This is a genomic window from Flindersiella endophytica, assembly GCF_054779015.1.
The window spans coordinates 35,664-50,534 of sequence record NZ_BAAGYY010000034.1; the positions used below are offsets into that span (position 1 = coordinate 35,664).

Below are 14,871 nucleotides of genomic sequence, written 5' to 3' on the forward strand. Positions count from 1 at the left end.
CCGAGACCGAGGCTAGCGGGAATCGGACACCACCGTCAGCGCCGTCCCTTGGTCTGGGCGTAGCGCTTCTGGATGAGATCGAAGATCCGCTTCCGCATCTCGTCCTCCTGCCTGATCATCTCCGCCCTGACCTCGGCAGTTGTGTGGTTCGCCCACTGCGGCCAGTCGCGCCAGCTCCAGTCGCTCTTCGACGAGTTCGCGGAGTGGTTGAGCGCGACGAGGTTCTCCGGCAGGTTCAGGATCTCCAGCGCCACGTCGTCCGGCAGCAGCAGGAAGTTGTCCATCGTCATGATCTCCATCACCGGGACCAGGTGATCCGGCCGGAAGGGGTTCTCCGGCGTCGCCGTCTTGCCGAGCACGTCGACCGGCTCCGCCCTGACCCGAGCTCGCGCGGCGTCGTCGGGCGTACGCGGTCGCAGCTGGTCGTAGCGGTCGGCCAGGATGTCGGTGGTGGCGGCCCGTTCCCACTTCCGCAGCTCGGGACCGAGCAGGTTGCCTTCGGCTACGAGGTCCTTCATCTGTTCGATCAGTTCGGCCCGCTTGCGCGCCAGCGCCTGGGTCTCCTCAGGTAGCCGCGAGATGCGGGCCTCGTCGAGCGGGCGCGTGACGTCGACGCCACGTTTGCCGAGCTCCCGGTTGAGATCCTTGATCTGCTCCTGGGTGGCCTGCCTCTCCTCACGGACCCGTGCGAGCTTCTCCTCGACCTCGGCCTGCTTGGCCCTGGCCAGCTCCTTCAGCCGTTCGACAGCGGCCTCACGTTCGCCGACGGTCTCCGTCTCCTCGGCGGCAGGTTCGACCTCGGTCTCGGGTGCGGGCGTGTCCTTCGGCGTGGTCGCGTCGGCGGACTCGGGTGTGGCAGCCGGACCCTCGGGCTGCGTACCGGGCTTGCCGAAGTGCTCGGGGATGGCACCCTGCGGCGCGCCCTTGCCGGCCATGAAGTCGTGGTACTCCTGCATCGAGCCGAAGCGCTCGACCTTGCGGCCGCCGGCGCCGTCGGGCAGGTCGACCCAGAACGGCTGCTCGGCCGCGGGGTCGTAGCCGAACCGCGTCGTCTCCGGGCCGTTCGCCGTCGTGTAGTGGATCTCCGACGAACGTGGCTGGCCGGACGCCATCGCCTCGTTGTAGACCACGCCGAGGTCGCCGTTCGCGCCGCTCGGCAGCATGTTGACCGGATCGACGACACCGGTCGCCGGGTTGCTGGGGTGGTTGTGCGCGACGAGCTCCCACCGGCCGACGTCACCGCCGCTGAGAATCTCCTTCCAGCGCTGCTCCATGCCGGCCGTCGGGCCCTCCCCGGGCGCGACCTCGACCGTGGACTCGTTGCCCTGGATGACGATGTACTCGCCGGTCTCCGGGTTGCGGTAGATCGCCGCTTCCCGGAACGGGTCCTCGGCGACGGAGTTCTCGAACATCAGCTTCGCGTCTTCGAGGCTCTTTGGATCCGACGACTGCATCACGGTCTGGTCGGGCAGCTTGTCGACGATCTCGTCGACGAGTGTCGGCCGGTCCATCTCGAGCGTCGGAGTGTCGTCGAAGTCGACGTCCACGGACGTGTCGTCGGCCGCTTTCGGCGTGCCGGTCTCGGTCGGCTCGGCCGGTGCCGGACCCGTGTCGGCATGCGTGTCGACTGGAGCTTCGCCCACGTCCACAGGGGTTTCGGCCGCGTCCACCGGCACGTCGCCGACCGGTGCGCTGTCGCTCGTTCCTGGATGCACGTCGCCGCTGTCGATGTGCGGCTCGCCGGACTCGGTCGCCGGGGCGGAGTCGACCGGGCCCGTGTCGACCGGCCCGGTGTCGCCGGTGCTCTCGCCGGAGACGTGGGCGGCGCCACCTCCCTTGTACTGCTGGTATCCCTCCATCGCGCCACCGATGGCGAAGCCCATGCCGGCGCCCATGCCCGCGCCTGTGGCGCCCGCGTTCAGGATGACGCCGAGCGGGTTGGCGCTCGCCCAGGTGTTCTCGTTGAGGATCGCACCCGCCATGCCGGACGGGAGCCCGCCGATCGCACCCTCGATCGCGCTCTCGAAGCCCTTCATCGTCATCTTGCCGAGCACACCGTTCTCGGCCGCCTTCGCCACGGCGGCGAACGCCGGGGACTTCATCAACGCCTCGATGGCCTTCGCGCCAAGGCCTGCCGTCGCCGCGGCCACCACCGCCTCGACGGATCCCTGCGCGAGGTCGACCGCCAGGTCCTCGCCGGAGTACGCGCCACCCTTGCCCGCGTAGCGGGTGAGGATGCTGGCCGCCGTCGCGGCGACCGCGCCGACGATGGCTCCGGCCACCACCGTGCTCGTGCCCAACGTGGCGGCGACGCCCGCCACCACCGGGCCGAGCACGCCACCGGACAGCACCGTGACCGCGACACCGGCTGCCACGGCCGCCACCGTCGCGAGTGTGTCGGTGACGCTGTCGACCGCGGCCCGGTGCTCCTCGATGTCCTTGTCGCCATAGCCGCTCCAGCGCTCGAAGCGTGCCTGCGCCGCATCGATCTCCTCCTGAGACGCGCCGCTGGCGACCAGCTGCTGGTACTGCTCGTAGGCCTGCTGGGTCCGCTTGTACGTCGCCTCGAGGACGTCGGCTTCCTCGTTCTCGAACAGCTCACCGAGGACGCCGGTGCCCTCGGAGAGCTCCCAGTCCTTGCGGGACTTGAGGTACGCCAGCATCTCCTCGGGCGACTTGGTGCCCTCGAGCATGAACTTCGTGTCGGCCCAGTCGCGTCCGCCCAGGTCACCTTCCAGGTCGTCGACGAGGTCGTTGCCGGTGAGCTCCTTGTACTGCTTCTTGAGTTCGGCGACCTCTTCCTTGGACTTGCCCTTCAACGTGTTGCGGATCGTCTCTTCCTTGGTGCCCGCGCCGAAGATGGCGTACTTCATCTCCTGCGCGTCGGAGAGCTTTCCGCCTTGCTTGATGAGGTCGTGGGCCTCGTCCTTGGAGTAGCCCGACAGCTCGAGCTCGATGACCGCGGTGAACGCGCCCGGTCCCCACTCCGGGTTGTTCGCGTCGTACTTCGCCTGCAGGTTCGACATGTTCTGCTTGGCCTGCTCCGCGATCTTCGCGTCGGCTTCGCCCTGCAGCTTCTCCCACTTCGCCTTGCGCTGAGCCGGCGTCAAGTCGGCGTTGGCGGGATCCTCGTTGAAGTTGACCTCGAGGTCGCGCATGACGTCGCGCTTGGCGCGGTCGTACTGGTTGCGCAGGACCGCGTTGACCTTGTCGTCGTCGGTGTAGAAGCCCTCGTGCTCGATCTGGACCTTCGCCGCGTCCATCGCGGTCTCGTCGTAGGCCTGCTCGGCCTGCGCGAGCCGCAGCTCGCCGCCTTCCAGATCGTCGGAGAAGTCCGCTTCCAGACCGCCGCCGGTGAGCCCGCCGCCGTACGCCGCCTTGACGGCCTGGTTGCGCCGCCGGATCTCCGCCTCGACCTCGGCCGTCGACATCCCCTTTGCTCGCGCCTGCGCCTCGACCTCCGCGCGGATCTGGGCGTACGTCGCGCTGATCGCGGCCTCGTCGGTGCCGGCGCCGTCCATCGCCTCGCGCAACGCCATCGCGTCGGCCTTCGCGGTGTCGCCTGCCAGCAGCGCGTTCGCCTGGTCGAGTTGGTTGCCGGACAGGTCCTCGGCGAGCCGCGCGGTCAGGTCGACGTCGTACTTCTCCTTGTACGCCGCGATGATCGCGTCGCGCTCGGCCGGCGACTTGCCGCGCAACGTCTGCATCACGGTCTCTTCGTCGGTGCCCGCGCCCGACATCGCGTCGTTGAGCGTGGCCACCGCGGCGGCGGTCGGGTCGCCGGACATCAGGGCCTCGGCGCGTTCCAGCTCCGAGCCCTCCACGTCGTCGCGGATGTCGGCTTCCATGTCGCGGCCGGGATACGTCGCGGCGTAGGCCTTCTTCAACGCGGCGACCTGGATCGGCGTACGGCCGGAAAGTGCGGTGAACAAGCGCTTCTCGTCGGTGCCCCAGCCCTTGACCGAGCCGCGTACGTCGCGAACGAGGATGCCGGCGTCGAACCCCGGCGACTGCGAACGGCCGAGCGAGTTGAGGTCCTCCCAGGCCAGCTCGGCGATCGCCTTGTCCTCCAGCTCCTTGGTGATCTCCGGTACGCGCCGCGCCTTCAGCCGGCTGATCAGCATCGCCGCCACCGCGCCGATCGGGTCCTTCCCACCACTCATCAGGAACTGGCTGACGATGGCCCGCTGCGCGTCGGACAGCTTCGCCATCTCGGCCGCGACGGCTTCCTTGTTGCCCTTCTGCAGCTGTTCGCGGATGCGGACGAGTGAGTCGAAGTCACCGGCCACGGCGTCGCGAGTCTGCGCGTTGCGTTGCGCCTCCCAGGCCTTGGTGTCCGCCTTGGACTGGTTGGACCAGTCCTTGAACATGTCCATCAGGCGGTCCCACCAGCTGCGCTGGCGGCCCTGCTTGCTCGCGGCCCAGTCGCGGACCTGCTCGCGCGCGGCGTTCGCGGCGGTGGTGAGAGCGCCTTGCAGGCGTAGGACCTCGGCGTTCGTCTCGCGGGTGTAGCGCGCGACGAGCCCGTCGACCTCGAGGCTGCGTTGCTCGGCCCAGGTCTGGACGGGCTGGGCCTCGATCTTGCCCTTGGTCGTGTCGTCCGGGAACAGCCCGCGGATCCTCGCGGCCTCGGCCTGGCCCTGCCGGCGATACGTCGACTTCTGCTCTCCGGCGACGCGGGTGAGGTCGGCGATCCTGGTCTCGCCCGCGGCTTTGTAGGCCGCGGTTCCGGCCGCCTTGGCCTGCTCGACCTTCGCGAGGTAGTTGTCGCGGGTGGCTTCGATCGCCGCGGTGTCGGGCTCGCCGGACGCGGCCTGCTGCCGGCTGTCGACGTCGGCGTCGGCGGCGGCCCGGGCACCGCTGATCTCCTTGGCTTCGTGCTCGCCGCGCGCCGCGATCTGCTCGCGGGCCTGGGCGCCCTTGGCTGCCAGGTCGTTCGCGATCGTCACGCCCTCGGCGGACGTAGCGCTCTGCTGCTCGGTGACCTTGGTCGCGAGCACCTCGGCGGACACACCGGCGGCCGCGGCAACGCCCTCGATCTCGGTGTTGATCGCCTGTTCCTGCGGCGGTTTCGCGGCGGTCGCCATCGTGGCGACGGCCGCGACCTCCTTACGTGGGTCGAGCTTGCCCACACCGGTGTCCACGAAGTCCTGCGCGTACGTGCCGACGTCCTTCTTGACCCGCGCCAGGACGTCGCCGATCTGCTCGCCCTTGCCGGGGCTCGGCGGCGTGAGCGGGGCGGCACCGGGGTCCTGGAGCGTGACGGCGGCGGCCGGTCCAGGGGCGGCCGGCGTGGGAGCGGCGCCCTGCACCTTGCCCTTGACCTGGTCGGCTTTCGGGTCGAGGGGAACGTTGCCGGCGTTGGCGGTGCCGACGCTCGCCTGGGAGGTGCCGGCCGCCGGGATGGGCGCAGGTCCGGTTCCGCCGCCACCGCCCCCTCCGCCCGCGTAGGCCGGTACGGGCTGGGTGGCGGGGAACGTCTGGTCGGGGAGCTTGGCGGCGGTGGCGCGCTCGACGTTGGACAAGGCGGTATCGGCGGGGGCGGTGTCGAGAGTCTTCTCCCGGGCAGGCTCCTGCGGCGGGTTCTTGACCTGAGCCTTGGCGTCCGCGGCCGGGTCGCCGCGTTCGTTCCTGCGCTGCTCGTCGACGGCGGCGGCATGGTCGGCGAGCTGGCCGGGCGCGGCCGCGGCGGTCTTCAGGTCGGGTTGTGCGATGCCGCCGGTGGAGGCGTCCATCGAGGACTTCCAGCGGGCTAGTGGATCGCTGCCACCTCCACCGCCCGCGCGCGATCCGCCGCCTCCGCCACTGCCACCGCCTCCACCGGGCCGCGCCGCTCGTCCTGCGGGAGGCCGGGCCGGCTTGGCCGGCTTCGGAGGCGTGGCGCGCTTGGCAACCGGCGGCGGCTTCGGACGCGGTACGGCTGGTGGAGCGGTGGTCTGCGCAGCCGCCGGCCGAGTCTGTGTAGGGAGTGCGGCCGCGGGGGCGTCCCCATTGGTGACGCCAGCGGGCCGTCCGTCGTCCGCCTGGATCGGCGCCGGCTGGGCTTGGGTGGCGGGCGTGACCGGTGGCGGCGTCGGGCCCGCCGCCACCTGCGCGTCGCCGTTGGTGGCGACCGCGGTTGGCTGCGCGCCGTTCTGCGGAACCGTCGTCGGCTGGGTTTGTGAGGCGGGTGAGTCGGTGGGCGCCACCATCGCGGACGTGAGCAGCTCGGTCATCGCCTGGTTGCCGACCACGCTCTGGAATCCGAGCAGCGCCGCGGTGTTCGCGAACGGTGGTAGCGTCCGCGTCTCCGGCTGCTGCGAGACGGCGGGAGTCTCTGCCTTGTCTGGAGCTGCTTGCGCACGATCGGCGTGTTGATGCGAACTACCGGCCACCCCGTGGACATTCGCACGCCGGGGGGATCGGTGGCCCGCGAGAACGCGCGTCCTTTTGGGCAGACTTTCTACCCCGCAGTGCACCCCCGAGAGCCACACACGGAGCGTGACGGACCTGGGTGACTGTCCGGATCTATCGAGACGCTATCCAGCCGCTATCGATACCCGGAAAGATCGGGTGATGTCTGGCGGCGGCGCCGTCGGGCCATACAGGGGAAACGGGGAACGGGGAAACGGGGAAAGGGCGACCGCCCAGTAAGAAAAGGGGGCGTGATCTTCGGACCGCCACCAGCGGGGGCGCTCTACGCGACGAGGTACCGATTCACACACCCGCGTGGACGCGTAAGAAGGAGGGGAGAATGCCGGCCGCCTGCACCGCCGGCATTCTCCCCTCCTTCCTTTGTGCCTACAAACCACCGACCGTGGTCGCGATCCGGTCCGCGTCCCAGGAGCCGGCGCCGATCACGATGTGATAGCGCAGCGTCAGCGTGTCGCCGTCGGCCAGGTCGTGTTCCTCGTGGAAGAACGGCGCGGGGCACACGCACGCGTACGGCTGGTCGCGGACGAACCACGGCTCGGGATGCCGCAGGTTGTCCTTGGTGTCGACGAACACCAGCGTCGACGCCCGGTCGACAGTGTCGTGCCGGCCGGTGTAGGCGAGCCAGTCGTGCGACTCGCCCATCACGTCCGGCCCGCCGCCACCTGGCACCTGGATCGTGCCGTTGTTGAACGAGCGCGGCCCACGCCAGAACAGCCCGCCGTATCCCGCGTTCGGGCGGCCGGCTGTCGTCGGGCTGCCGAACGGGATGGTCCGGCCGCGGACGTTCGTCAGCGCGGTCTCGAAGTCGAGCACCCAGGAGTCGCCGTCGAGCAGGCGGATGCCGAGCTTGCGTACCTCGGTCAGCCAGGTCTCGCCGGCCTGTGTGATCCAGGTCAGCCGGTGGGCGAGCTGGACCTCACCGTCGACGACCGCACGCTGGTCGAAACCGTCGTGGCGCTGGGTGCCGTTGTTCTGCAGGTTCTGGTAGCCCTGGTCGCGGACGAACGTCGGGCCGCCCCAGAAGTTCTGGTCGTGCACGTGCGGCAGCGCGAGCGCGATGCCCTGGTGCCAGCGGTGGTCCCACGGACGGAACAGCGTGACGACGTCGCCTGCCAGCGTGCGTACCGGGTGCAGGTACGGGCTCGGCGCCTCCGACTGCGCGACGTCCGGCTCGACGACATACCGGCACAGCTCCAGGTCGCCCCTGGTGACCGCCAGGCCGTCGGCGGTGTCCTGCAACGAAAGCTCACTCACTGCTCAGCCCTTTCCGGAAAGGTGGTGGTAGTAGGGGTTGCCGGCGACGAGCTCGTCCCGCCTGACCCGCTGTCCCGTGAACGCCGACGCGTAGATGCCCGTCACGATCTCCATCGTGCGCCGCAGGCTCTGGCCGGTCGTCGCCGGCACCTCACCGTTCTCGAGGCTGGTGAGCAGCTCGCCGATCTGCGCGGCGTGGCCGGACTTGATCTCCTCGCCGGCTGGGGGCCAGAGCGGCGGGTCGCTCGGCTCGACGCCGGGGAGCGGCGTGTACTGCCACTTGTCGACGGAGTGGCCGTAGAGGTGCGTGACCTCGAGCGTGGCGTCGGAGAAGTCGAAGCGCAGGTAGCTCACCTCGCGTGGTGACAAGATGGAGTTGACGATGGTGCCGACCGCGCCGTTCTCGAACGTGATGTGGGCGACGGACACGTCCTCGGTCTCGACCTTGCGGGCCAGCGTGGGCGCGGCGGCGGAGATCTCGTTCCAGTCGCCGAGCAGGTGAGCGAACAGGTCGATCTGGTGGATGCCGTGGCCCATGGTCGGGCCGCCGCCCTCGGTGTCCCAGCGGCCGCGCCACTCCACGTCGTAGTAGGCGTCGCCGCGATACCAGAGCGTGTTGCAGACGCCGACGAGCGGACGGCCGAGCTTGCCGTCGTCGATCAGGCTCTTCACGGTCTGGGCCGCGGTGCCGTAGCGGTGTTGGAAAATACCGACGAAGTGACCCTGGCTCTTCTGCTCGGCTTCGAGGATCTGGTCGAACTCCGCGAGCGAGACCGTCGGCGGCTTCTCGGTGAGGACGGTGACGTTCGCCTGGAGCGCCTTGATGGCGTCGGGTGCGTGGAAGCCCGGCGGGGTGCAGAGGTGGACGATGTCGAGGTTCTCCTGCTCGAGCATGGCGTCGAGCGAGGTGTGGCGGCCCGGGATGTCCCAGGTGTCGCAGAACTTGTCGAGCCGGTCCCGGGCGATGTCGACGCCTGCGACGATTTCGACGCGGCCGGCGTGCTCGCGAAGCCCACGGGCGTGGGCGCCCGCGATCCCTCCGGTTCCGACGATCCCGGCGCGTAGCGGCTGGTCGGCCACTGTGATCCTCCCGAGGTGACTGGGTCTGGGGAATGCGCTTTCCGAGCCTCTACGCTACCCCGCGCGGCCGGGCGACTCCACAGTCCCGGCCGTGAACGGCCGCAGGCCGGACGGGATGTCGCAGTTTTACCGGTGCTCGAGCCATCGAGCTGCCCGGGTTTCTCAGCCCTGTCCTGGTCGCTCTAGACAGCCGACCAGCCGTTGTCGACCGGAAGGACGACGCCGTTGAGGTTGCTGGCGGCGTCGGAGGCGAGGAACACGATCGCGGCGGCCTGTTCCTCCGCCTCGGCGATCCGGCCGACGTTGCCCATGTACGCGCCGAGCGTGCGCGGTCCGTGTGCGGCCGGATCGGCGCTGACGGCGATGTTGGTTCTGGTGCCGCCCGGGGCGATCGCGTTGGAACGGATCCCAGCGTCGCGATACATGACGGCGACCGACTTGGTGAGGCCGACGACCCCATGTTTGGAGGCGGTGTAGGCGGCGCCGGCCGCGCTGCCGCGCAGTCCCGCCTCCGAGGCGACGTTGACGATCGCGCCCTTTCCTTCGGCCAGCATGTGCGGCAGCGCGGCGCGGATCAGCAGGAACGGCGCGGTCAGGTTGACCCGGATGAGGCGCTCCCACTCGGCGTCGGTGACATCGGCGGCGGCTGACATCTGGTCCATGATCCCGGCGTTGTTGACCAGGACGTCCAGGCCACCGAACCTCTCCACGGCCGTAGCGACGACCTGGTCGACGACCGCCTGCTCGCTCAGGTCTCCCGTGACGGCCACAGCGGTGCCGCCGTCGGCCTGGATCTCCTCGACCACAGCCTTCGCGCGCTCGCCGTCGAGATCGGCCACGACCACCTTGGCGCCATGGCCTGCGAACCGCAGCGCGGCCGCCCGTCCGATGCCCGAGCCCGCGCCGGTGATGACGACGCTGCTGTTCTCGAAATCGCTGCTCATATCACTACCGTAGGTCTTTATGGCGCGAAGTGCCACTCTGGCATGTAGCGACAGATAGTGTTAGGTTACGGGATCGTGGAAGCCACGAGGATCGGTCGCCCGCCTCTGACCGAACGTCGCAAGGCCGAGACTCGGCTGGAGATCGCCCGGCAGGCGGTCCGGCTTTTTACCGAACGGGGCGTGGCGGCCACGTCCGCCGAGGAGATCGCCTCGGCGGCGGGTATCTCGGTGCGCACGCTGTGGCGGTATTCCCCCACCAAGGAACGCTGCGTCCTGCCGCTGCTGTCCGCCGGTATCGACCTGGCCGCACAGTCGCTGCGGGGCTGGCCACCGGATCGCGGCATCGCCGAGTTGGTCGACGACCTGGAACGAAGCGGCGGCGAGCTCACCGAGGACGCGCCCGCGGTGCTCCACCTGGTGCGGCTGACCCGTGCTGAGCCGTTGCTGCGCGCGGTATGGCTGCAGGCGCACGACGATGCCGAGCCAGTCTTCGCCGCCGCGCTCGCCCGGCGTGCGGGCCTCCCCGAGCCCGACCTGGCGAGCAAGGTGCTGGCCTCGGCGATCAACGCCGCCCTGCGCGTCGCGGTCGAGCACTACGCGTTCGACACCGTGGCCTCGGCCGATGACAGGTCGGGCTTGCTTCACACGGTGCGCGCGGCCTTGGAGATCGTCGCTTCTAGGGAGCCGCTCATCCAGCCGGAACCCAGGACGCGCCGCTAGCTAGCGGCGCAGCACGTCAGGCGACTGTTGACGTGGCGCACGACGAAGGCCGCTACGGAGGTGGGAGCCGTACGACGTCGGCGATGATGCATCCGGCTGCGGTCAGCCGGTCCGCGGCAGGACTGTCATAGACGACGAGCAGCCGGTCGTCTGGTAGCAGCGCGATGCCTTCGGCGTGGTCGTCACCCTCACCGTAGGGCAGATCCAGCAGCCGTTGGAGCTCGCCGCGCTGGACGATCTCGGGTGCGACCAGCCGGCTGGCGCCGGGCCATCGGTAGAGGCGAACCGGCCCGTCGAGATCCATGGACGGTCCGGCCAGGATGAGCAGGTCGTCGCCCTGCCGGCACAGGTCGCGGATGCCCAGCCCGTCCAGGTCGAGGAAGTGCTTGGTGTAGCGCTTTCCGGCGGGTGTCGCCGCGAGCGTCAGAACGTCGCCGCCATCGCGTGGGGCCAGCTCCAGCACCGTTGCCCAGCCCCGCAGGACCGGGCCGCGCAGGCCGAGGAAGACGCGTTCGGCGCCGGGCGTCCCGTGGACGGCGATGCCCTCGATGTCGAAGCCGTTGTCCTTTCCGGGGATGTCCAGGAACGGCGACAGGTGTGCGTCGTCGCCGAGTAGGCCGTGGACGCCGTCGCTTCCCAGGGCGAGGCTGCGCCGGCCGTCCGGGGTCGCCTTGACCAGTACGTCGTCCTCGACGGCAAGCCTGGCCAGAACGCGCCGGGCGGGCTCTGCGCTGATCGTCGCCAGCCGCAGGGCCGACTTCGCGTCCGGGTGATGGTCCTTCACCTTCTTGCGTTTGGCGCTGTGCGATCCCACGATCCACAGGTAGCCGTCGGCAGCGGCCATACCCTCGATGTCGACCTCCTCGCCGGCGGCGCCCGGAAGCGGAACCAGATCGGCGACATCGAAGCTCACGTGGTCGGCGTACTCCGGCCGCGGTCGCGACTCTTGATGACGGAGCCGTTCCACCGTTGCCGTCTCGTCTCCGGCGAGCCAGAGGACCTGCCCGTCGAGATGAGCCGCGGACAGGTTCTCATGCGTCCCAGCCGCGGTCGCGCCGTCGCCGAACCGGAGTACGACCGTCTGCTCGATCCCCATGTCCCTCGTTGTACCAGGCGGTACGAGCGCACGCCCCCGTGGTCGACCTGTGGCGATGAGCTATGAGTCCGTTTCTGAATTGGATGCCGCGTTTTTCCCGAAAAGGACTACCCAGGCGCTTGCCGCGCCTCTAGTCTGCCTATTCGAGTTTCGAAGGCTGTCCTAACGAGCGGTTTTGCGCAACGGAGAGGACCTACTTTGGCAACCGACAGTGCTACAGCGGTCGCCGGTGGTACGAGGCGGGGTGAGAAGACGGCCGGCTCCGGCGTCGGTGCCAATGGTCGCGCGCGACAGCGGAGGCGGGAGTACCTTCTGTTCCTCGCGTTCGTCGCGCCCAACCTGGTGTTGCTCGCGGTGTTCTCGTACTGGCCGATGATCTACAACGGCTACCTCAGCCTGGTGAACTGGGACCTGCTGTCGGCCGACAAGACGTTCGTCGGGCTGGCGAACTACGTCGACATGTTCACCGATCCGGACTTCCACGCTGTGCTGTGGCGGACGCTGATCTTCTCCGGGAGCATCGTGATCGGGAGCATGATCGCCGGGCTGGCGATCGCGATGCTCATCAACCAGAAGCTGCGGGGACGGCATGTGGTGCGGACGTTCGTGTTCGCTCCGCACATCGTGAGCGGTGCTGCGATCGGCGCCGCCTGGCTGTTCATCTTCGACCCGAACTACGGCTTGATGAAGCAGATCCTCGGCTGGGTGAGCATCACCGCCCCGGCGTGGATGACCGACTCCGCGTGGGCGCTGCCGGGCATCATCATCGTCTACCTGTGGAAGAACATCGGCTTCGTCGCCGTGATCTATCTCGCCGGCCTGCAGAGCATGCCGAACGACCTCTACGAAGCAGCCAGGATCGACGGCGCCGGCGGCTGGACGTTGTTCCGCCGGATCACGCTGCCGCTGCTGTCGCCGGTCACGTTCTTCGTCGCGGTGACGACGATCATCGGCACGTTCCAGGCGTTCGACGTGATCGCGATCATGACGGACGGCGGTCCGGGCGGCGGTACGAAGATTCTGTCCTGGTACATCTACGAGCAGGCGTTCCGGGCGTTCGACGCCGGCCACGCGGGCGCGGGCGCGATCGTCATGTTCGTGATCCTGCTGCTCATCACCGGCGCGCAGGCGCGGTTCCTGGAGCGGAGGGTCCACTACCGATGAGCACCCAAACCACAGTCGTCGGCATGAAGAGCGCGAGCTGGGCGCGGATCGTCCAGTACGCCCTGCTGATCATCGTCGCGCTGGTCGCGATCATCCCGATCTACTGGCTGCTCACCGCGTCGGTGAAGCCGTCGGCGGACATCTACGAGTTCCCGCCGGAGTGGATCCCGACCCGGCTGCGCTGGTCCAACTACGCCGACGCGTGGGCGGCGGCGCCGTTCGGGCGGCTGTACATCAACTCGTTCGTCGTCACGATCACGGGCACAGTGCTGCAGATCTGTGTCGCGGTGCTGTCGGCGTACGCGTTCAGCTTCCTGCGCTTCCCCGCGAAGAAGTGGCTGTTCTTCGCCCTGCTGGGCGCGATGATGGTGCCCGGCCACGTCGTCCTCCTGCCCAACTACATGACGATCGCGCAGCTGGGGTGGGTCAACACCTACGCCGGGCTGATCGTGCCAGGGCTCGGCAGCGTGTTCGCGACGTTCCTGCTGCGGCAGCACATGCTCACGCTGCCCGGCGAGGTGATGGAGGCGGCGAAGGTCGACGGTGCGAGCCAGCTCCGCATCCTTTGGAGCATCGTGCTGCCGATGTCGCGGCCGATGATCGTCACCGTGATGATCATCGCGATGGTCGACAAGTGGAACGACTTCATCTGGCCGCTGATCACGACCAGCGCGGCGAACATGCGGACGCTGCCGGTCGGACTGGTGATGCTGAAGACCGCTGAGGGCTACACCAACTGGGGTGCGGTCATGGCCGCGACGGTGTTCGTCGTCGTGCCAGTCCTGATCGTGTTCTTCTTCGCCCAGCGGCACATCATCGCGGGCCTCACCCAGGGCGCAACGAAGGGTTGACATCTTCCATGAGGCTGACGAGCAATCGGTTTGGCCGGCGTACGCTGCTGGCCGGTGCCGGCGGGCTGCTGGCCGCCGCGGCCGCGGGATGCGGTAGCCGCGAGTTCACGCAGGCGACCGGTGCGTTGCCGCGGCAGTACGCCAAACGGACCCACGTGGTGTTCTGGCACTCGTTCTCCAGCGTGCTGGAGGAGTCGATGACCAAGCTGGTCGACGAGTTCAACGAGTCGCAGCAGGAGGTCTACGTCGACGCGCAGTTCCAGGGCTCGTACGACCAGACCGTGCAGAAGATCTCCGCGGGCATCATCGCGCGGCAGATCCCCGATATCGCGATCTTCTCCGAGATCACGTGGCGGAAGATGCACATGGCCGACGCGCTGGAGCCGCTGAACGGCTACTTCGGCGGTGGGTACGAGCCGGGCAACTACCTCGAGCAGTTCGTCAACGAGGGCCGCGTCAAGGGCACCTACTGGTGGATCCCGTTCGCGCGCAGCACGCCGCTCTTCTACTACAACAAGGAGATCTTCGAGCAGGCCGGCGTTCCGGCCGAAGGCCCTAAGAAGTGGACGGACCTGGTCGAGTGGGGTCCGGCGATCCAGTCGGTGAAGACGAAGAACGGCAACCCGAAGGTGCACGCGTTCACCTCCGGGGACGCGGACTGGTTCTTCCAGGGCTCGGTGTGGCAGCACGGCGGGCGCTACTCCGACGGACTGGACATCCTGGTCGACTCCGAGGCCGGCATCACCGCCGGGCAGTGGAACGTGGACCTGATCCGCAAGCACAAGATGGCCTACCTCACGGTGACGCCCGCACCCGACTTCACCAACCAGGTCAACGCGACCGGCTGCATGAGCACCGGCGGGTTGCGGGAGGTCACCGAGCTGGCGAAGTTCGAGGTCGGCACGACGTTCCTGCCGGAGTTCGAGCACTTCGGCTGCCCGACGGGCGGCAGCGGGTTCGGCATCCTGCGGGGTGCGGCGAAGGAGCGCAAGGAAGCGGCGTTCGAGTTCGTCAAGTTCTGCGGACGGCCGGAGAAGTCGGCGCAGTGGACGATGGAGTCGGGCTACCTGCCAATCGTGCAGGCGGCGCGAAACGTTCCGGCGTTGCGGAAGCGGGTGAAGGAGAACCCCAACTTCGCGACGGCGCTGGCGCAGGTGCCGAAGACGCGCACGCAGGACCTGGCGCGACTGATCATCCCGAACGCGAACGTGACGATGTCGACGGCGTTGCAGAAGCTGTACTCCTCGTCGGCACCGGTGGAGGCCACGTTCCACACGCTAGCGCGCAAGCTGCGCTCGTCGGCGAACCTGCTCGGCGAGAAGTACGCCAAGCACTACCTCTGATCGGC

General features: G+C 68.8%; 9 protein-coding genes. 4 read left to right on the plus strand and 5 right to left on the minus strand.

The window, feature by feature from the left end:
• Nucleotides 1–35: 35 nt before the first annotated feature.
• From ACYVF6_RS37685 to ACYVF6_RS37700, 4 genes are all read right to left on the minus strand, one after another.
• Nucleotides 36–6,233, minus strand: a complete 6,198-nt coding sequence (locus tag ACYVF6_RS37685; protein ID WP_460528765.1) for an annexin — start codon at nt 6,231–6,233, stop codon at nt 36–38.
• Between the two features lie 547 nt (nt 6,234–6,780).
• Nucleotides 6,781–7,668: a DUF6807 domain-containing protein gene (locus tag ACYVF6_RS37690; RefSeq protein ID WP_460528767.1), complete on the minus strand. Its 888-nt coding sequence runs from the start codon at nt 7,666–7,668 to the stop codon at nt 6,781–6,783.
• Between the two features lie 3 nt (nt 7,669–7,671).
• Complete coding sequence (locus ACYVF6_RS37695; protein ID WP_460528769.1) at nt 7,672–8,748, minus strand: Gfo/Idh/MocA family protein; 1,077 nt, start codon at nt 8,746–8,748, stop codon at nt 7,672–7,674.
• A 182-nt stretch (nt 8,749–8,930) separates the two neighbouring features.
• Complete coding sequence (locus ACYVF6_RS37700) at nt 8,931–9,692, minus strand: SDR family NAD(P)-dependent oxidoreductase (RefSeq protein ID WP_460528771.1); 762 nt, start codon at nt 9,690–9,692, stop codon at nt 8,931–8,933.
• A 75-nt stretch (nt 9,693–9,767) separates the two neighbouring features.
• Here ACYVF6_RS37700 and ACYVF6_RS37705 point away from each other — a divergent pair, with 75 nt between their 5' ends.
• A complete protein-coding gene (locus ACYVF6_RS37705) occupies nt 9,768–10,412 on the plus strand; it encodes a TetR/AcrR family transcriptional regulator (RefSeq protein WP_460528773.1) in 645 nt (214 codons plus the stop codon).
• A 52-nt stretch (nt 10,413–10,464) separates the two neighbouring features.
• Here ACYVF6_RS37705 and ACYVF6_RS37710 read toward each other — a convergent pair whose 3' ends face one another.
• The gene (locus tag ACYVF6_RS37710; protein ID WP_460528775.1) at nt 10,465–11,508 is read right to left on the minus strand and encodes a DUF3616 domain-containing protein; all 1,044 of its coding nucleotides are present in this window, start codon (nt 11,506–11,508) and stop codon (nt 10,465–10,467) included.
• A gap of 198 nt (nt 11,509–11,706) precedes the next feature.
• On the opposite strand from ACYVF6_RS37710, the gene ACYVF6_RS37715 reads away from it, so the two are divergent.
• The 3 genes from ACYVF6_RS37715 to ACYVF6_RS37725 are packed head-to-tail and all read left to right on the plus strand — an operon-like array spanning nt 11,707 to nt 14,866.
• Entirely contained in the window at nt 11,707–12,672 is a 966-nt protein-coding gene (locus ACYVF6_RS37715; RefSeq protein WP_460528777.1) for a carbohydrate ABC transporter permease, read from the plus strand.
• A complete protein-coding gene (locus ACYVF6_RS37720) occupies nt 12,669–13,523 on the plus strand; it encodes a carbohydrate ABC transporter permease (RefSeq protein WP_460528779.1) in 855 nt (284 codons plus the stop codon). The genes ACYVF6_RS37715 and ACYVF6_RS37720 overlap by 4 nt, the downstream gene beginning before the upstream one ends.
• Nucleotides 13,524–13,531: 8 nt before the next feature.
• On the plus strand, nt 13,532–14,866 hold the full coding sequence (locus tag ACYVF6_RS37725) for an ABC transporter substrate-binding protein (protein ID WP_460528781.1): 1,335 nt from the start codon (nt 13,532–13,534) through the stop codon (nt 14,864–14,866).
• Nucleotides 14,867–14,871 lie beyond the last annotated feature (5 nt).